Consider the following 18,920-nt stretch of genomic DNA (forward strand, 5'->3'; position numbering starts at 1 on the left):
ATCAAAAAGCGGTGAGTAAAAAGGAAGGCTCACGCTAAAAAAGAAAATGGCTTTCGATACTGTCGTGGCTACATTTTCAGAATAAAAATAAGAATTAAAAAAGAAACACAAAAATAATAACAAAGGAGCAAGTCATGCAGTTTATTGACCGGTTATCTCAGGCGCGGGCTACTCTCGTTTCGCCGGGTGCACCTTTTGAACTGAGTGACATAACCACGGAGCGTGGTGTTTGTCAGATATACAAAAACGCACCCCAGACATTGATCGATGTTATTCGAGCAGCGCGAAATGGCGATGTTCAGAAAGAGGGAAGTGCGCTGTTTCTCTCTTATATGCACGACCATTGGTCTTACGAGCGGTTCTTTAATGCGGTGGATTCAGTGGCTGGCTGGCTTCATCAGCAAGGTATTCAGCCAGGGCAGCGTGTCGCTATTGCTATGCGGAATCGTCCGGAGTGGGCGGTTGCATTTATGGCTACGGCGATGATTGGTGCTGTGCCTGCCCCGCTGAACAGTTTTGGTCTTGGGGAAGAGCTGGTTACCGCCTTGAGTGACCTTCAGCCGGCTCTGTTTATATGCGACCACGAGCGTTTAAACCGGTTGAAAGCAGAAAGTGTTGCGCCGTCCTGTGAGGTCCTGCTGGTCGGTGATGAGGTTGAAGGCATTTCTACATATGCCTTTGCTGATGTCGTTAGCGGGTATCAGAGAGAGCTGCCTGAATTGAACCTGACCGGGGATGATCCCGCCCTGATTCTCTTTACATCGGGTGCCACCAGTCGCGCAAAAGTGGTGGTCTCTTCCCAGCGTGCGGTTTGTCAGGCGTTGTTTAATATCGATTATATTGCGGCATTGTCGGGTATGAGTTCACCGGAGTTGGTGGGCAAAATCATGGCAAAAGCAGCTCCCCAAGTATTGTTGACTGCTGTTCCCCTTTTCCATGTCAGTGGTTTGCATGCCCAGTTGCTCACTGCCATGAGGTCCGGCAGACGAGTTATCTTCATGCACCGGTGGGATTCTGAAACGGTGATTGAATTGATTAAAACGGAGAGGGTTACTCAGTTTAATGGCGCGCCATCCATGGTGTTGCAGTTATTGAGACAGCCTGAGTTTAAAGAGGTTGGACAAAATCTGTCCGGCCTTGGTTTTGGTGGTGCGGGCATCCCCAGCAGTACTATTGAATTTGTGTTGGATAATTTAAAAGATCAGATGGTGGGCATTGGTTATGGTATGACTGAAACCAATGGCGTTGCCTCTGCAGGTTCTGGTGATATCTTCCGTCATAGTCCTGAAGCGGCAGGTGTCGTATCTCCGATCATGCAAATACGCACCTGTTCACCGGAAGGTGAAGTGCTTCCCGAAGGGGAAACCGGTGAAATTCAGATGAAGGGCGCTGCGGTTATGGATGGTTATTTCAGTAACCCGGATGCGACCAACAGTGCTTTTACCCGCGATGGCTGGTTGAAAACGGGTGATCTTGGTTATTGCGATGAACACGGGTATCTCTACATTGTTGACCGCTTAAAAGATGTTATTAACCGGGCCGGTGAAAACATTGCTGCAGCGGAAGTGGAATCCTGCCTGATGCAGCATGACGAAGTGCTGGAGGCTGCCGTTTTTGGTGTGCCTGATGAGGCAACCGGTGAAGCGGTGGTCGCAACCGTTCATGTTGAAAATACTGAGGCGCTGTCTCCAGAGGACCTGAAGACGTTTGTCGCCAGTCATATTGCGGCCTATAAAGTGCCCGCCATTATTAATTTGCAGACGGATGCACTTCCCAGAAATCCGACCGGTAAAATCCTGAAAGCTGACCTCAAAAAAGCGTTTCAACAAGCGTAATAGTCCACTTTGACGATGAGTCAATTTCACCAGACAGCGCATGATGCCAAGGGTCTGTTGACGTTTCGTTGCGAGGCTCAGTGACTCAGAAAAATGTCAACCGCGCGAAAGGCTTGTGAAGTGCGTAGTCATTCTACGCCGAGCAAGTCTGACAAAGCGGGGGGCATTTTTCTGAGTCACCCGCTGAGCACGCAACGAAACGTCAACAGACCCTGACATCATGCCTGCTCTCTCTTCATGCCAAGAGCCTGCAAATAAAGAATAAAAATAAAGGGGGGAGATTCGGATGAAATCTCAAGTGGAAGTGCCTCAGGAACGCGATGCGATTGCTGACGTTGTCATTGTTGGTTCTGGTGCCGGTGCATTGTCGTCCGCTATTTTTGCAGTGGATCAGGGGTTATCCGTTCTGGTCATTGAGAAGAGTGATAAGTATGGCGGCACATCGGCCATTTCTGGCGGTGGTATCTGGATTCCCAATAACGACCAGTTCAAAAAGAAAGGTGGAAATGACAGTTTTGAAAAAGCGATGGTCTATCTGAACGCGTCGACTCGCGGCAAGGTGGAAGAATCAAAGCTGCAAGCCTATCTGGAATCCGCACCCAGAATGGTGCGTTATCTGGAGCAGAACAGTCGAGTCCGATACGCCGTTGCGGAAAAATACCCCGATTATTACCCTGAGCTTCCTGGCGCACTTCCAGGTGGCAGAACGCTGGATCCTGAGTTGTACGACACCAGCGCGCTGGGTGATGAGCTGAGCAATCTGCGTGAAGCCTCACCGACCACATTGTTAATGGGTAAGATCGCCTGGACTGCCCGGGATGCCCATAAGGCTGTGTCCAAAGAGTCCGGCTGGCGTTTGATGATTCTGTGGAAAATGTTGCGATATCAGTTGGACTTCCGCTGGCGCAAAAAGCACGAGACGAAACGTGATCGTCGTGCAGCGCTGGGCAGTGCGCTGATAGCATCACTTCGCCATTCTATGCTGGATCGCGATATTCCCCTTTGGCTCAACACTGACTTTGAAGACTTCATTGTTGAAGATGGTCGTGTATCTGGCGTCATGGTGAAACATGACGGTAAGCCCTTGCGAATCAGTGCTCGCAAAGGTGTGATTATGGGTGCTGGTGGTTTTGAGCAGAGTCAGCAGCTCCGGGAGCAATATCTGCCTAAGCCCACCAGCGTTGAGTGGAGTGCAACACCAGAAGGCCAGAATACCGGTGCCGGATTAATTGCCGGGCAAAAGCTTGGCGCTGCAACGGATCTTTTGGACTGGGCCTGGTGGACGCCCACCATGCAGGTACCGAGAGAGAAAAAAGCTCGACCTCTGTTTGTTGAGCGAGCATTTCCTGGTGCCATTATGGTGAATGGTGAAGGCCAGCGTTTTGTGAATGAGTCCGAGCCTTATCTTGAATGCGGTGATGCCATTTATCGCGATAACCAGAAGACCGAAGGTCAATCATTACCAGCCTGGGTCATTTTTGATGGTCACTTCCGCTTCAATTATGCCATGGGCCCTTTAATGCCAGCGCAGATAATGCCCGATAGTCGTCTTCCCAAGGCATGGCGTCAGTCTCTGTATTGGAAAGCGGACAGTCTGGATCAACTGGCGGAAGCGATTGGCGTGAATCCAAAAGGCCTGAATACGACGGTGGATCGTTTTAATCAGTTTGCTGAAGATGGAGAAGATAAAGATTTCCAGCGAGGTGCCAATGTATTTGACCGCTATTACGGTGACCGCAATGTAAAACCCAACCCTTGTCTGGCGCCACTGCGTAAAGGGCCATTTTATGCCATGCGTGTTGAGCCCGGTGATATCGGCACTAAAGGCGGACTGGTAACTAACGAACATGGTCAGGTAGTACGAGAAGATGGTTCTGTTATCGGTGGCCTTTACGCCATTGGCAACACCGCAGCTTCCGTGATGGGAACCAGTTATCCGGGAGCAGGTTCAACCATTGGTCCGGCCATGACTTTTGGCTACATTGCTGCTCATCATATTGCAGCAGTTAAACCGAAAGGCATTCGTGAGCCTAGGGTTGAAGAGGAAGCTGTTGCATGAGTTATACGACAGAAATACTTCCACCAATTCACATCGAAAGGCCGGAGTCTGCTCAATGGGGTAAGGTCTGTGATGTACTTGTGATTGGTTGGGGAGCTGCCGGGGCTTGTACTGCATTAGAAGCTAAAGCCAATGGCGCCGACGTCATTATTGCTGATCGCTTTGATGGTGGTGGCGCATCGGCTAAAAGCGGAGGTGTCGTTTATGCCGGCGGTGGAACAACGCAGCAGCAGAAAGCTGGATATAAAGATTCTCCTGAAGCCATGTTTGAATACCTTAAACATGAGACCCAAGGCGTTATTTCTGATGAAACGTTGAAACGTTTTTGTGACCAGAGCCGTGACAATCTGGCCTGGTTGGAATCAAAAGGCACACCCTACAGCCATGAAGTTCCGCCGAGTGGAAAGACCTCGTATCCACCGGATGGTTACTATCTTTATTACTCCGGGAATGAGCAGGTTCCCGCGTATCAATCCAGTTATCCACATGCGCCCAGAGGCCATCGCACGGTTGGGAAAGGTCATGGCGGTGTGGTGCTGTATCATCACTTAAAAGAAGCCTGTCTGAAAGAAGGCATCAAAACCATGACTCAATCTGCAGCTAGACGACTGGTGATAGATGGTTCTGGCCAAGTCATTGGTGCCGAGATGATGTGTATTCCTGCAGACACACCAGAAGCCCGTTTGCATCATAAGCTTTCTGCCCGAGCAGAGAAGTTGCAGAACCTGTCCCCCGCCTATTGCGACCGTTTAAGACGACGAGTGGCTGATATTGAGCAGCAGCATGCTAAGCCGATGCTTGTACGTGCGCTCAAAGGTGTTGCCTTAACCACCGGTGGCTTTATTTTTAACCGGGAGCTGTTGAAACAGCAGGCGCCGAAATACACACGAAACTTCAAAATTGGCGCTACGGGTTGTGATGGTAGTGGTGTGCGCCTAGGTGCCAGTGTCGATGCCTCATCAGACCGTATGGACAGAGTGTCGGCCTGGCGTTTTATAAATCCTCCCGGTTACTGGCCTAAAGGCATAGTGGTGAACTCACAAGGTAAACGCTTCTGTAATGAAGAAGTGTATGGCGCAACGCTGGGTTATGAAATGTGCGAGCATCAGGAAGGCAAAGCCTGGCTGGTGCTGGATAAAAATCTGCGTTGGGCTTCAATCAAGCAGTGCCTGTTTGGAGGCTACTGGTGGTTTCAGTCGGTTCCCGCTTTGGTGTTGATGATTCTGGGTGCAAGAAAAAGCAAAACTCTTGAGGCGTTAGCAGCAAGGTGTGGCATGGATGCAGAAGCGTTTAAACGTGATATTGATGCTTATAACCAGGCAATCGCCCATGGTGAAGTGGATCCTTTTGGTAAATCAAAAGACTACAGTCTTCCAGTAAAACAAGGGCCGTTTTATGCGCTGGATATCTCCGTGAAAAGTCCGGTGTTTCCTCTGGGCTCGCTGACCCTGGGCGGCATGAATGTGAACGAAGAGACCGGTCAGGTTCTGGATGATCATGGTAATGGCATTAATGGTTTATACGCCGCTGGACGTGCAGCAATTGGTATTCCGTCCAATCTTTATATCAGTGGATTATCGCTTGCAGACTGTGTGTTCTCTGGTCGCCGGGCGGGGCAGTCCATGGCTGGCCTGGAAAAGAAAATGAGCAGCGTTAGTAAACCTCCGATCGAGGCCGCTGTTGGATAAACGGCAGGGAACGAATAATGATAGAGAAGAAGTGTCATCAGGCTTGTTCAATTCCTGATGCAGTATTCAAGGCTGCCGGACAGTTTGCCGGTATCCCCGCCATCGAAGATGGCAGTACAAAAATTGATTATGCCGAACTACCAGAACAGGCATTGGCAGTAGCGGCCAGTCTGATTCACCACGGAATAGATGCTGGCGATCGTGTAGCTATCTGGGCACCTAATTCCGCACTCTGGGTGTTGGCGGCCATTGGTTTGCAGATGGCAGGTGCGGTTCTGGTACCCATCAATACCCGGATGAAAGCCCGTGAAGCCGCTGATATTCTTGAGCGCAGCGGTGCAAAAGCATTGTTTATCGTGGGTGATTTCCTGAATGTGGATTACCCGAAACTCATTGAAACGTCTTGCCCAAAGAGTGTCCGGTTAAGGGTTCAAATCAGTTCAAGAGCCAGTACAGAACCTTCCAAAACACTGTCCTGGGAAAATTTTATAAACGACAGTAATCAGGGCAACAAAGAGCAAGCACATCGTCGTGCACAAGCTGTCACAGGCAGTGATGTTTCAGATGTGATGTTTACATCTGGTACGACCGGAAAACCGAAAGGGGTTATGAGTCGTCATGGTGCCTGTATCCAGGCATTTTCCCAGTACGTCGACATTATTGGCCTGCAACCCGGTGATCGTTACCTGATCGTGAATCCATTTTTTCATGCGTTTGGCTACAAGGCTGGATGGCTTTCTGCACTGTTAGCTGGCGTTACGATTATCCCGCAAACCGTGTTCGATGCAGACGATGTTTTCCGGCGTATTGAAGAAGAGCAGATCAATGTTCTTCCAGGCCCGCCCACGCTGTATTTGTCATTACTGGCACACCCACGATTAGCTGAAGCGGACTTGTCGTCTTTGCGAGTGGCTGTTACCGGGGCTTCAACCATCCCGCCGGTGTTGATTGAGCGAATGCGCAATGAGTTAGGCTTTAAAACCGTAACGACCGCCTATGGACTGACCGAATGTGGCGGGCTCACCACGATTTGTTTGCCGGATGATGACGCTGAAACCATTGCGACGACCAGTGGTAAAGCCATTGCCAATACAGAAGTGGCGATTCTTGATCCGGAAGGCAAGCCATTACCGGCGGGTGTAGCTGGAGAAATTTGTCTGAGAGGTTTCCACATTATGGAAGGCTATTTGGATAATCCTCAAGCGACCAAAAAAACCATTGACGACAACGGGTGGTTACATACCGGTGACGTCGGCACGCTGGATGACCGTGGGTATTTGAGAATTACTGATCGTCTAAAAGACATGTTTATCAACGGTGGATTTAACTGCTATCCCGCAGAAATTGAAGCCACGCTGGTAACGCATCCTGCCATCGCACAAACAGCGGTGATAGGTGTGCCTGACGAACGTATGGGGGAAGTGGGTTGTGCTTTCATCGTGTTGAAACCTAACCACCAATTAGAAAGTGATGACGTGATTCAATGGTCTCGCAACAACATGGCGAACTATAAAGTGCCCAGACATATCCGCTTTGTGGAAACACTGCCAATGAATGCCTCGAACAAGGTGGTCAAGGCGGAGCTGGCGAATCAGTTTTAAAAAATAATAAATATAATTATAAAAGGATTTGTTATGAAACAAACGCCATTTGATACAAGAACTTTTCGTTCAGCATTAGGCACCTTTACAACGGGGGTGACCATTATTACGACCGTATCTGAAGACGGTGATCTGATTGGTCTTACGGCTAATAGTTTTAATTCCGTGTCTTTAGACCCACCTCTGATCCTCTGGAGTCTGGCGAAATCCTCAGCTGCAGTGCCCTTTTTCACGGAATCCAAAAACTGGAATGTGCATGTGCTGTCGGTGGAACAGGAAGACTTGTCCACCCGTTTTGCCACTAAAGGCGAAGACAAGTTTGCCGGACTGGATTATGAAGAAGGTATTAACAATGTGCCGCTGCTGAATAACTGCACTGCTCGTTTCCAGTGTCGTACAGCGTTTACTTACGATGGCGGTGATCACATTATCCTGGTGGGTGAGGTGTTGAGCTTTGATAAAAATGACCTGCCTCCCCTGGTTTATCAGGATGGACATTACGCGCTGACTGCAAAGAAGCCCTATGAAGGAGTGAATCTGTCGTCTTCTTCGGATGCCGTGGAATCCGGCTATACCGAAGATTTACTGGGTTACTTGCTGGGACGAGCTCACTTCCAGATGATTCATAGTATGCGTGCCCGGTTGCAGGAGCATGAACTGGATGAACTGCAGTTTTTCATTCTCTCCGTTCTTTGTATTCAAGACAAACAGAGCCTTGAGCAGCTAAACAGTTTTATTGATTACACCGGTCAATCCGTGACAGCGGATGAAATGGAGACATTGATTCAGAAGGAGTTGGTCGCACTGGATAAGCAGGGTGAGATTTATCAATTGACTGGCGAAGGACGAGAAGTTTCGGTTCATAATATTGCTCAGGCTCGAGCCATTGAAGAATCCCTCGGAGATCAGCTGGGGGCGGGCGATATTATGGCGCTAAAACTGTTATTGAAACGGGTTATTTCGAAAACAGATCCTGGTTTGCCGGATCTTTGGTCAAACAGTAATGACAATAACAACGAATAAAGGGAGATTGATTATGCCTGTTACTGCAGTGACTGGTTCTGCCTCTGGTATCGGAGCCGCGGTTTGTAAAGTACTGTCAGACGCTGGTCATCAGGTTATTGGTATCGATCGAGCCAATGCCGAGGTGAATGCGGATCTGTCGACACCAGCCGGTAGAGATGCTGCGATTAATGAAGTGCTCACCCAGTGTGATGGCAAACTCGATGGTCTGATCTGTTGCGCTGGCTTGGGTGTAACAGCTCCAGACAGTGGTCTTGTAGTAAGTGTTAACTATTTTGGTGCTACTTCTCTGGTAGAAGGGCTGCAACCAGCACTGGAAAAAGGGGAAAAGCCCGCGATTCTGATTATTGGTTCCGTCGCGGCTAATCAGCAGCTGGCAAATCAGGATGCTATGGTGCCATTCTTGCTGGATAACGATGAAGCCAGTGCTGTTAAGCAGGCAAACGACAGTGGTATGCCACACATTGCCTATTCAGCTTCCAAGTATGCAGTGACCGTTTTTGCCCGAAAAAAAGCAGTTGAGTATGGCAAGAAGGGTATCCGCATCAATGTGGTGGCACCCGGTGCGGTAGAAACGCCACTATTGAATGCCACGCTGGAAGATCCACGCTTTGGTGAAGTGACCCGCAACTTTGTTGCACCTCTTGGTCGTGCAGGAAGCCCGGAAGAAATTGCGGAAGTGATTGCATTTATGCAGTCGGATAAAGCCAGCTTTATCCATGGCAGCGTGTTCTTTGTGGATGGTGGAATGGATGCCATGGTTCGTTCTGTCGCTTTTTAAATAGAGATGGTCAGGTCTTATGGCCTGACTCCTCCTCTTCAGTCGTCTGCTATTCATTAAGCCTCTAATTGGTGAATTGAATGTCGTATCTTTGTGTTTTAGTAAGGCTGTTGGCCGTTAGGAAGTCGTCTATGCTAATGCGGTCAAAGGTATTAGAGAGCATTTTTGAGAATGGAGGTGGCACCGTCATTTACTGGAATCAACCAAGTTTTTACAGCATCAGAGCAGTGTACTGATCAGAGTAGTTCGAATGGTACGGCTTGGTGCAGAGATGTTTCTCAGATTCAGGTTTCCAGAGCTTATTTAGTAGCCGATCGGGAGGTTCGTCAACCACATTTAATTCTGAGCTATTTCTATGGCAACAATGAAAAACTTCACTGCATATATACCAATCTTGAATACAATCAGGCGTCAGACAGCTTTGAGGGGCGAGTTGTTGAGCCTTTGGACAGTGTGACAAAAATGATATCAGGTAATCATGGGAGCCTCCAAAATAACGACAATGGAGAGCAGCGTATTCGTGTCATTGTGGATGAGTCTAAAGGGCTGCAATACGATTTTATTCTTGTTGAATCAGTGGATACTTCAAAATGTCACTTCAGACCGGATTTTGCCTGATGAAGGGCTTGTAGGCTCATGTCACATAAGTCTGACAATTTCCCCAACCTACAGGATCTTTCTCCCGGAACATACAATCTCTAAATTGGCTAAGAAATGACAGGGCATGAAGCCCTGTCATTATATGGTTATACCAATGGCGTTTTTAAATTTTGGAACGAGCAAGTTATTTTGGGCGACTGGGCAATACCCACAGGGCATAAAGGCGAAGCGACGAGTCATAGCCGTAGCTATGGCGAGGAACTTCAACGCTGATCCAGTCGGTCAAAATGGCTGCGCAGCCCATAATTTAAAAACAGAATTGGTATTAGCACTGCATCCCTGCATTTAATCCTGATTTAATAGCACCTTCAATATAAGCGACATCGGAGCTGTCACCGATGTTCGTAACATTAAACCCTGCTTCCGCCAATTGACTGGCAAAGCCATGATCCGGTTCAGCGCCAACGGCCAGAACAACAGATTCTGCAGGCAATTGATGCTCGATGCCGTCTTTATCCTGATAGTAAACCACTGACGTATCAATCTTAGTAACGTTGGCAAACGTAACGGTATCAACATTATGGGTTTTCAGGTTGTGAAGTACCCGCCAGCGGCGAACTATGCTCAATTCGGTGCCAAGATCTCTTTCTGGTTCCAGAATCGTAACTGACCGACCGCGCTCCACCAAAAACTCTGCCAGCTCCAGTCCAACCAGACCACCGCCAACAATGACGACCTGCTTACCAAGAGGCATCCAAAGTTTTGATAGTTGCTGAATGGCTTCTGTGCTGTTGGTGGCTCCAATCATTGAACCGGATTTCATCATCATCCGTTGAGCGACACTGAGTTTCTTTTTAGCGATATCGTCACCGTCACCCGTCATCAGGCGACGAAGTTCATCTCCGGACCAAACATGTTTCTGCTCAGCGCCAGGGATATTGGGTGCATTACGCAGAGCACCCGTGGCAACAATGACTTCATCGGGTTTCAGTTCGTTTAAAAGAGCTTCATTAGCTTCAGTATTCAATCGAACATCAATAGGAAGCTGCTTTACTTGATTCACCAGATAATCCAGTAAAGGACCATTCTCTGGATAAGCGAGGGAGGCAAAAAACAAGGTTCCCCCTAATCGTTGACTGCGTTCGATCAGAGTGACTCGATGCCCGCGAGTGGCAGCGACTCTGGCCGCTTCCATGCCCCCAGGGCCTCCACCAATGACGACAATGTGCTTCTGGTGATCGGTTGCGATCAGCTGAATTTCTGATTCGTGCCCGGTCATGGGGTTCACAGCACACTTTACACGTTCATTGACAAATATCTGGCTTACACAAACATAACAGTAAATGCAGGGGCGAATATCCTGTGGGCGGTTTTCAATGACCTTTCTTGGAAATTCAGGGTCGGCAAGCAGCTTTCGAGCCAGAGCAATATAATCGCACTTACCATCCGCAATGGCCTTGTCTGCAACGTCTGGTTCCAGTCGGCCAACGGCAATCACCGGAATCTTGATGTGCTTTTTAACTTCTGCTGTCCAATCCAGAAAGCCGGCTGGCTTTTGAACTAATGGTGCTTCGGTAAACGCATCGCCACTGTTGGTATTGGCGTAGGCAGAGATATGCACGGCATCCAGCCCTGCGGCTTCGACCATTTTGGCGACGGCAATGCAGTCATCTACAGTAATACCGCCTTCCATTCTGAGTTCATGGGCATCCAGGCGGAGCCAGACCGGAAACTCTTTACCCACTCGCTCACGAACCGCGGCAATCACTTCCATTAAAAAACGAGCACGGTTTTCTAATGGTCCACCGTATTCATCATCCCGCACGTTGGAGTAGGCAGAAAGGAATCCTGCAATAATGTAGGTATGGGCTGCATGTAACTCAATACCATCAAAACCGGCTTTTACGGCACGCTCTGCTGCTGAGGCAAACCATTCAACCATTTGTGCAATGTCGTCTTTATCCATCACCCGAATAGTGGGTTTGGTGCCTGCCTTTGGACGAATAAATGAACCAAGCTCTCCCAGAGTGAGGGAGCTCATCATATCGGTTTTCTGAGGCTTGGGCAGGGAAGGCACCCATAACTCTCGACCTTCAGCCAGATCCCTTACTGCAGTCTTACCTGCATGCTGAAGCTGAATAGCAATTTTGGCATCGTGCTTGTGCACTCTGTCGGTTAGCTGTTTCAGTCCGGGAATAAACTGATCATCAGAAATACCCACCTGATAAGGCTCGGCTGTGCCGTGGGGGTATGCCACAGAACAGACGCCCATGGTCAGCAATGATGCTCCACCTTTGGCACGCTCTTCGTAATAGGCTTGAATGCGTTCGCCGCAGTGACCATCCGCTTCAGCGAAGTTTGAGCCCATAGGCGCCATGATTATGCGGTTTTTCAGATCCAGAGAACCAATTCGGCCCGGTTTAGACAGATGTTCGAAAGTAGACATACAACGACTCTCTGGTATTAATTATTTTTCAGGAAATCGATACAGGTGCGGTTAAACAGGTTTTCGTGTTCCACCTGCACCCAGTGTCCGCACTGATTCAGCATCAGGAAACGGCACTCTTTGGCGTTATGGAGGAACTTGAACATGCCCTCTGGTGGGTTAAACAGGTCATTAGTGCCCCAGAAACCTAAAATCGGGCAGTCCAGTTCATGGAGCCGTTCGGTCATGTTTGGCACCATCATGGTGGAGAACAGATTGGCCGGCTGAGTCTTGGCAACGGCAGCACGTTCCTCCAGTAGCTCATCAGAAAGCTGTGAAGAATCAAACAGCTGCAGCTGCATGACTTGACGCATTTCATTCACACCCATTGGGCCAGATTGATACACCTCAACCATACGTCGAATGCCTTCCATCTGGAAGTAGGTTTCGCGCTCTTCAACCCCTCCGGGTGCCATTAACAGAAGTTTGCTCACAGTGCCCGGATGTTTCAGTGCCTGACCGAGGGCAATGGCTCCGCCAAGAGAATTGCCGAGCAAAATGCAATTGGTGAGTTCTAGCTGGGTGATAAACAGGTTCAGGGTTTCAACAAAAAAGTCCAGATTGTACTGAATGTCGTCTGGCTTATCGGAACGGCCAAAACCGGGAAGGTCGAGAATAATATTGCGATAGCCTGCTTCAATAAAAGAAGGGAAGTTGCCTTTAAAGTTGCTGTAGCCGCTGGCGCCTGGACCGCTGCCGTGTAGCCAGATAATAGTCTCTCCATGTCCTTCATCCAAATAATGCAGAGTGATGCCATTATCAAGCTTGGCAAACTCACCGGTTGGCAGCGGCAGGTCATTCTGAGACATGTTAATACCCTTCTTTATTATTGTTTTAGCGTTCTGTCATGGGTCGCAGACAGAACAAATGGCAAATTCCTGACTGCCAAATATCAAGGTTCACCACCATTTTCAGCATCGTCCATTCAGACCAGTCTCGGGCATATCAAAACCGTTAATGTGATTTGCGTTGATCAGAAAAATAATAAGAGAAAACGGAAGTCATGAAGCATAAGAATAAAGTCGTTTTTGTGACCGGCGCCGCTCAGGGTATGGGGCTGGCGGTGGTTAAAAAGTTTGTTGCGGAAGGTGCCCGGGTTGCTGCTGTCGATCTTAATCAAGAAACCGTCGCCAATGCCACCAGTGATCTGGGAGACAGTGTGCTGCCCGTAGGCTGTGATATCTCCAATGCAGAATCCGTTCGGGCTGCCATGGCAAAGGTTGAGGAGCGTTTTGGTCAACTGGATGTGGTCGTTAATAATGCTGGTGTTGGTTCTGTGGATGCGTTTCTGGATACCCCCGATGCCCATTGGCAGAAAGTCATTGGTGTTAACTTGACCGGCACATTTTATTGCTGTCGTGAAGGTGCCCGCCTGATGGAGAAAAACGGCGGTGGTAGCATTATTAATATCTCCAGCACCGCTGCTGTTTCTGGTGAAGGCCCAAGCCATTATTGCGCTGCCAAAGCTGGCGTGATGGGGTTGACCCGCAGTATTGCACGCGAACTGGCGCCTAATGGTATTCGTGTAAACACCATTGTGCCTGGCCCGACAAATACGCCAATGATGGCGGATATTCCGGATGAGTGGACCAATCAAATGATTGCAGGCATTCCGCTTGGGCGTATGGGTGAGCCAGAAGAAATTGCCAGCGTTGCCTCTTTTCTGGCCTCCGATGAGTCGTCATTCATCACCGGACAAAACATTGCTGCCAACGGTGGCATGGCATTTATATAACAACAGCCATGAGCGGCAAATAAAGTGGAAGTCGATATGCCTGAGTCATCGCTCTCATCGTTAGCACAACGGATTGACCGTCTGGAATCAACGGAAGAAATTCGACAGCTTGCCGGTAAATATTCTCTCTCGCTGGATATGCGGGATCTGGATGCCCATGTAGGCTTGTTTGCGCCAGATGTGCGGGTAGGTCGAGGTAGAACCGGAAGAGAACATCTGAAACAGTGGGTTGATTCAACACTTCGGGATCAGTTCACCGGCACCTCTCATCATCTTGGTCAGCATATTATTGAGTTTGTGGATGCGGATCATGCTATTGGTGTCGTTTACTCAAAAAACGAACATGAAACCGGCCCGGAATGGGTAACCATGCAGATGCTGTATTGGGACGATTATGAACGCATTGATGGGCGTTGGTATTTTCGTCGTCGTTTGCCCTGCTATTGGTATGCATCAGATTTAAATAAGCAACCCATTGGTGATCTAAAGATGCGGTGGCCAGGTCGTGAGCCTTATGAAGGCACTTTTCATGACCTGTTTCCTTCCTGGAAAGAATTCTGGGCCAACCGGCCAGTTGATGATCAGCTACCGGAGGTTGCTGAGCCTGCACCTTTAGAGCAGTTTCTGCTGAGTATGCGTAAAGATACGCCTGCTCCGAAAATCCGGGTGCGTTGATTTGTGATGAAAGACACTGGTCAAGTAATAATTCCCAAGCGAGCAGAGACTCAGGCCAAAATGGATGAGAGGACTGCTGTTGCTAATCGTGTTCAGCCTGATGCTGCCTATACGATTGCTGACCGTTGGCAAGAAAGGGTGGATAAGCACGGAGATCATCCCTTTCTGCTCTATGGAGACCAGTCTCATTCATACCGCGATGTGGATTGCAGAGCAAATCAAGTAGCCCGTGCGGCTTTGGCTATGGGGCTTACTGCCGGTGACGTTTGTGCGATGGCTCTGGAGAATCGGCCAGACTTTTATCATGCATGGTTTGGGTTGGTGAAAGTGGGTGTGGTGATCGCCTTCCTGAACACGCAGGTGAGTGGGAGCGCGTTAAAGCATGCTATTTATGCCTCTGGTGCTCGTGCTGTGATTGTGGGTGAGGAGTGTGCTCATCATTTTTCAGCCGCAGAAGGTTTACAGGGGTTGCAGTTATGGTTGTTACCTGATGAGGAAAAACCTGCCAAAAGCACCGATCTTGAGTGTTTGGATGAAGCATTTTATCAGGCTATAAATACCGCATCTGCTGAACCTGTTGATGCTCAGCTGAGAGCATCGATAACGGCTGAATCCCCAGCCATTTTGATATACACCTCCGGTACCACAGGCTTACCGAAAGCCGCCATCTACAGTCATATGCGTTGGTTGTCGTCTGGTGATGTGATGGAAGTCAGCATCAAGGCGGATCAGAGAGATGTGTTTTATTGTTTTTTACCGCTATATCACGGTGCGGCAGCAACCTCTGTTACCTCTACTGCACTGTCGGCAGGGGCGACCATTGTACTCCGGCGAAAATTCAGTGTTCGACGATTCTGGGATGATGTTTGCGATTATCAGATCACGGTTTGTCAGTACATTGGGGAGATTTGCCGCTATCTCCTGAACTTCTACGACAATGCGCCTATGCACAGTCTGCGCTGCATTGTTGGTGCTGGCTTGAACGAGCATACATGGCAGCAATGGCTCACCAAGTTTGGACAGATGGATATCTATGAAGGTTGGGGAGCTACCGAAGCGAACACCAATCTTCTGAACATGGATAACTATCCGGGTTCCTGTGGTCGAATTCCGGATTGGAATAAAACCAATCTCAGGCTGGTTCGGTTTGACCTGGAACGCAATGAATACCTTCGGGATGAACAGGGTTATCTTATTCCCTGTGAGGCAGGTGAAATCGGTGAGGCTCTGGGCTATATCATTAACAGCCCTGATATGGGCGGCGGCCGCTTTGAAGGTTATACCAGCGCAGAAGCAACAGAGCAGAAAATACTTCGTAATGTATTCCAGCAAGGGGACAGCTTCTGGCGTTCCGGTGATCTTCTGAAATTTGACGACAATGGTTACTTTTATTTTGTTGATCGTTTAGGGGACACCTTTCGTTGGAAAAGTGAGAATGTTTCTACTCAGGAAGTGGCTATCGCTCTTGGTGATGCTAAAGGTATAGAGCTGATTAATGTCTATGGTGTTCAGGTTCCGGGGCATGAGGGCCGGGCGGGCATGGCTGCGATTGTTATGCAGAAGGGGGGCGGATTTGATCCTGAGGCATTTTATGCTTTAACTGCAAAAAAGTTACCCGACTATGCAGCGCCACAGTTTCTACGAATATGTCAGTCTGCTGATCTGACCAGTACCTTCAAATTAAGAAAAATAGACCTGCAAAAGCAGGGGTATGATCCTGATCTGTGCCAGGAGCCCATTTACATCAGGGACAGTCGGGCAAAAAGCTATCTTCCCTACGATGAGTTGCTTTTACAGGTGCTTGGATTGTCGGCCATTGAGGCTGACGCATAAAAAGAAAACGACACTATCAAATTATAATAAGAAGAGGATGAACTCATGATGGATATTCGCTCCCTTGGCTACTTTGTTGCTCAGACGGATAACTTGCCGGAATGGCAAGCCTATGCAGAAAATGTGCTGGGTATGATGACGTCTGAAGCCCCGAATGGTGGTCTTTATCTTAAAATGGATGACCGCCCGTTCAGAATGTTGATTGTTGAAGGTGATGATAAACGTTATTTGTCGTCAGGGTGGGAGTTGGGATCTCTCGAAGCATTTAATAATGCTACAGAGCTTCTCGATGAAAAAGGCATTGCCTGGGAAAAAGGCGACAGTACGATGTGTCAGCAGCGCGGCGTTCAGGATATTGCTCTGGTTCGTGACCCTTCCGGTAATCTTCATGAGCTCTATTGGGGTTATTGTTCAGACTGCCAGCCATTTATTTCACCTCAAGGTGTGCCAAAGTTTGTCACTGGTGATATGGGGTTGGGGCATACCGTACTGCCAGCGCCGAACTTCGATGAAACCCTGAGTTTTTTGAAAGAGGTTCTGGGCTTTGCCGTGTCTGATATTTTCAATTTCAAGCCAGCGCCTGATGCTGATCCGCTGCCAATCTATTTTCTGCATTGCAGTAACCCACGTCATCACAGTCTGGCTATCTGCGCATTTCCTGTTCCTTCTGGCTGCGTGCATGCCATGGTGGAAGTGGAAAACATGACCGAGGTTGGTCGTGCTCATGATCGTCATCAAGCTCATGGTGTGAAGCTATCAGCTACAATCGGTCAGCATTTAAACGACAAAATGACTTCTTTTTATATGAAAACACCGTCAGGTTTTGATATGGAATTTGGTTATGGCGGCCTGCAGGTGGATTGGCAAGAGCACAGCGCGTTTGAGTTCACCAGAGTGAGTATGTGGGGGCATGATTTCTCGGTAGGGCAGTCTACTGAATAACCAATAGACTCTACTTTTCTATTTCCAACTTCCATGCGTAAGCGTGGGAGTTTTTTGTTGTCTGCGATAAAATAACCCTGTTTATAATATGGTTATAACCCTCGTGGTTACTGGTGTCTATTGAAAATTTGGCCTAGTCCGTAAGGACGATTCACGCCCTTGTGTAATTGCAAAAAAATGATCCCGGGATAAGAAAAATAATAAACCAACCGTGTTAGAGATTCAGATGTATTAATACATGCTGAATCTCTTCCCAGGGAGAATAATAAGAATGCAAATTAACCGGCTAGTGACGCCCATAATGACGGCACTGCTGCTCTCCGGTAGTGGCTTCGCTCTGGCAAAAGCATCACCTGAAGATATCGCCAAGCTTGGAAATGAACTGACGTGTACCGGTGCGATAGCCGCTGGCAATGCAGATGGCACGATTCCTCCTTTTTCCGGCAAATGGCTCGGAACACCTCCAGGCATTGAATACACGCCAAATGTTGGCCAACATCCAATTGATCCGTATCAAGACGACAATCCTCGTTTGATCATTACCGGCGCTAACTGGCAGGAATATAAGGAAAACCTGACCGTTGGTCAGCAGGCTATGTTTGAGCGTTTTCCTGATACCTTTGAAATTCCGGTATATGCAGGGCGTCGTGATTTCCGTTATCCCGATGTGGTTTGTGACGTAGTGAAAAGGAATGCTGCAGACTCAGAATTGACTGATGAAGGTTTTGGTTTTACCGGTTATATGGGCGGGGTTCCGTTTCCCATTCCTGATGCAGATCAGCCTATGCAGATTCTCGCAAACCATAACTTTCCATTCCGCGCATATACCTATCAGACAGACCGGGATGTGGCCGACGTCAGCTCTACAGGCAAGATCAGCTGGGGTGCCCAGCAGAACAAAGGTCTGAGTCTGGTAAATCATCCGGATTACATTGGCCAGCCCATGCTGGACATTATGGCTTACGGCATCACTGCCACCACCAAACCCATCCGGAGTAAAGGCAGCGCGACAGTATCGATTGAACCGGTGAACTTTGCCCAGGGTAAACGACTGGCATGGAACTATAATCCGGGCACTCGTCGTGTAAGACAGTTGCCGGAGTACGGCTTTGATACACCGCTAGCTTCTACAGCGGGCAAGTTGACACTGGATTCAGACCGTTTGATGAACGGTTCACCGGAACGTTACACATGGCACTCTCTGGGTAAAAAAGAGATTTATATCCCAGCTAATGCTTACAAAGTTCATGGTAGCGATGTGAAGTATGATGAGCTGCTTCAGACAGGCCATGCTAATCCGGATTTCATGCGTTACGAACTGCGTCGTGTATGGGTGCTTGAAGGTCGCTTGAAAGACGACTATCGCCATAAGTATGGTCGACGCACAATGTACATTGATGAAGATACCTGGCATGGCGTGGTGTCGGATTTTTATGACACTCGTGATGAGCTGGTTCAGCACGCTTACATCAATTACTACTACGCCTACGATATGCAGGCATGGCAGGCGGGCAGCAGCTTTTACCATGATCTGACCTCTGGCGGCTATGTGGGTTACAACCTGTTCCAGGAAAAGGCTAAAGGCCCAATTCTTAATGCCGGCAACATGACCAAAGATATGTACACGCCAGCGGCGCTTCGTCGTTTAAGCCATTAATTGTTT

General features: G+C 48.6%; 14 protein-coding genes. 12 read left to right on the plus strand and 2 right to left on the minus strand.

What is annotated here, in order from left to right:
- Window positions 1-134 precede the first annotated feature (134 nt).
- The 7 genes from Q1B11_RS00400 (at window position 135) to Q1B11_RS00430 (ending at window position 9,605) form a co-directional block, all read left to right on the plus strand.
- Window positions 135-1,835 (plus strand): class I adenylate-forming enzyme family protein, encoded by a 1,701-nt coding sequence (locus Q1B11_RS00400; RefSeq protein ID WP_299725630.1) that lies wholly within the window; start codon window positions 135-137, stop codon window positions 1,833-1,835.
- 286 nt (window positions 1,836-2,121) lie between these two features.
- The gene (locus Q1B11_RS00405) at window positions 2,122-3,894 is read left to right on the plus strand and encodes an FAD-dependent oxidoreductase (RefSeq protein ID WP_299725633.1); all 1,773 of its coding nucleotides are present in this window, start codon (window positions 2,122-2,124) and stop codon (window positions 3,892-3,894) included.
- A complete protein-coding gene (locus Q1B11_RS00410; protein ID WP_299725636.1) occupies window positions 3,891-5,582 on the plus strand; it encodes an FAD-binding protein in 1,692 nt (563 codons plus the stop codon). Before Q1B11_RS00405 ends, Q1B11_RS00410 begins: the two co-directional genes overlap by 4 nt.
- Window positions 5,583-5,599: 17 nt before the next feature.
- The gene (locus Q1B11_RS00415; protein WP_299725638.1) at window positions 5,600-7,183 is read left to right on the plus strand and encodes a FadD3 family acyl-CoA ligase; all 1,584 of its coding nucleotides are present in this window, start codon (window positions 5,600-5,602) and stop codon (window positions 7,181-7,183) included.
- Window positions 7,184-7,216: 33 nt separating this feature from the next.
- A complete protein-coding gene (locus Q1B11_RS00420) occupies window positions 7,217-8,206 on the plus strand; it encodes a flavin reductase (protein ID WP_299725640.1) in 990 nt (329 codons plus the stop codon).
- 13 nt (window positions 8,207-8,219) lie between these two features.
- Window positions 8,220-8,987, plus strand: a complete 768-nt coding sequence (locus tag Q1B11_RS00425; protein WP_299725643.1) for an SDR family oxidoreductase — start codon at window positions 8,220-8,222, stop codon at window positions 8,985-8,987.
- A 177-nt stretch (window positions 8,988-9,164) separates the two neighbouring features.
- Window positions 9,165-9,605 carry a hypothetical protein gene (locus Q1B11_RS00430; RefSeq protein WP_299725646.1) on the plus strand — a complete coding sequence of 147 codons (441 nt, stop codon included), beginning with the start codon at window positions 9,165-9,167 and terminating at the stop codon, window positions 9,603-9,605.
- Window positions 9,606-9,912: 307 nt separating this feature from the next.
- Here Q1B11_RS00430 and Q1B11_RS00435 read toward each other — a convergent pair whose 3' ends face one another.
- Both Q1B11_RS00435 and Q1B11_RS00440 read right to left on the minus strand, forming a co-directional pair.
- The gene (locus Q1B11_RS00435; RefSeq protein WP_299725649.1) at window positions 9,913-12,033 is read right to left on the minus strand and encodes an FAD-dependent oxidoreductase; all 2,121 of its coding nucleotides are present in this window, start codon (window positions 12,031-12,033) and stop codon (window positions 9,913-9,915) included.
- Between the two features lie 17 nt (window positions 12,034-12,050).
- Window positions 12,051-12,881 carry an alpha/beta hydrolase gene (locus tag Q1B11_RS00440; RefSeq protein WP_299725652.1) on the minus strand — a complete coding sequence of 277 codons (831 nt, stop codon included), beginning with the start codon at window positions 12,879-12,881 and terminating at the stop codon, window positions 12,051-12,053.
- A gap of 194 nt (window positions 12,882-13,075) precedes the next feature.
- Here Q1B11_RS00440 and Q1B11_RS00445 point away from each other — a divergent pair, with 194 nt between their 5' ends.
- The 5 genes from Q1B11_RS00445 to Q1B11_RS00465 all read left to right on the plus strand — a co-directional run bounded on the left by Q1B11_RS00445 (window position 13,076) and on the right by Q1B11_RS00465 (window position 18,914).
- Window positions 13,076-13,807, plus strand: a complete 732-nt coding sequence (locus Q1B11_RS00445; RefSeq protein ID WP_067514780.1) for an SDR family NAD(P)-dependent oxidoreductase — start codon at window positions 13,076-13,078, stop codon at window positions 13,805-13,807.
- Between the two features lie 36 nt (window positions 13,808-13,843).
- Window positions 13,844-14,482 carry a nuclear transport factor 2 family protein gene (locus tag Q1B11_RS00450; protein WP_299725659.1) on the plus strand — a complete coding sequence of 213 codons (639 nt, stop codon included), beginning with the start codon at window positions 13,844-13,846 and terminating at the stop codon, window positions 14,480-14,482.
- Between the two features lie 6 nt (window positions 14,483-14,488).
- A complete protein-coding gene (locus Q1B11_RS00455) occupies window positions 14,489-16,315 on the plus strand; it encodes a long-chain-acyl-CoA synthetase (protein WP_299726380.1) in 1,827 nt (608 codons plus the stop codon).
- Window positions 16,316-16,360: 45 nt separating this feature from the next.
- Window positions 16,361-17,257, plus strand: coding sequence for a VOC family protein (locus Q1B11_RS00460; RefSeq protein ID WP_299725662.1), 897 nt, complete (start codon window positions 16,361-16,363; stop codon window positions 17,255-17,257).
- 271 nt (window positions 17,258-17,528) lie between these two features.
- Window positions 17,529-18,914, plus strand: a complete 1,386-nt coding sequence (locus Q1B11_RS00465) for a DUF1329 domain-containing protein (RefSeq protein ID WP_299725664.1) — start codon at window positions 17,529-17,531, stop codon at window positions 18,912-18,914.
- Window positions 18,915-18,920 lie beyond the last annotated feature (6 nt).

Origin of the sequence: uncultured Endozoicomonas sp., from assembly GCF_947495845.1 — a bacterium.
Taxonomy (GTDB): Bacteria; Pseudomonadota; Gammaproteobacteria; order Pseudomonadales; family Endozoicomonadaceae; genus Endozoicomonas.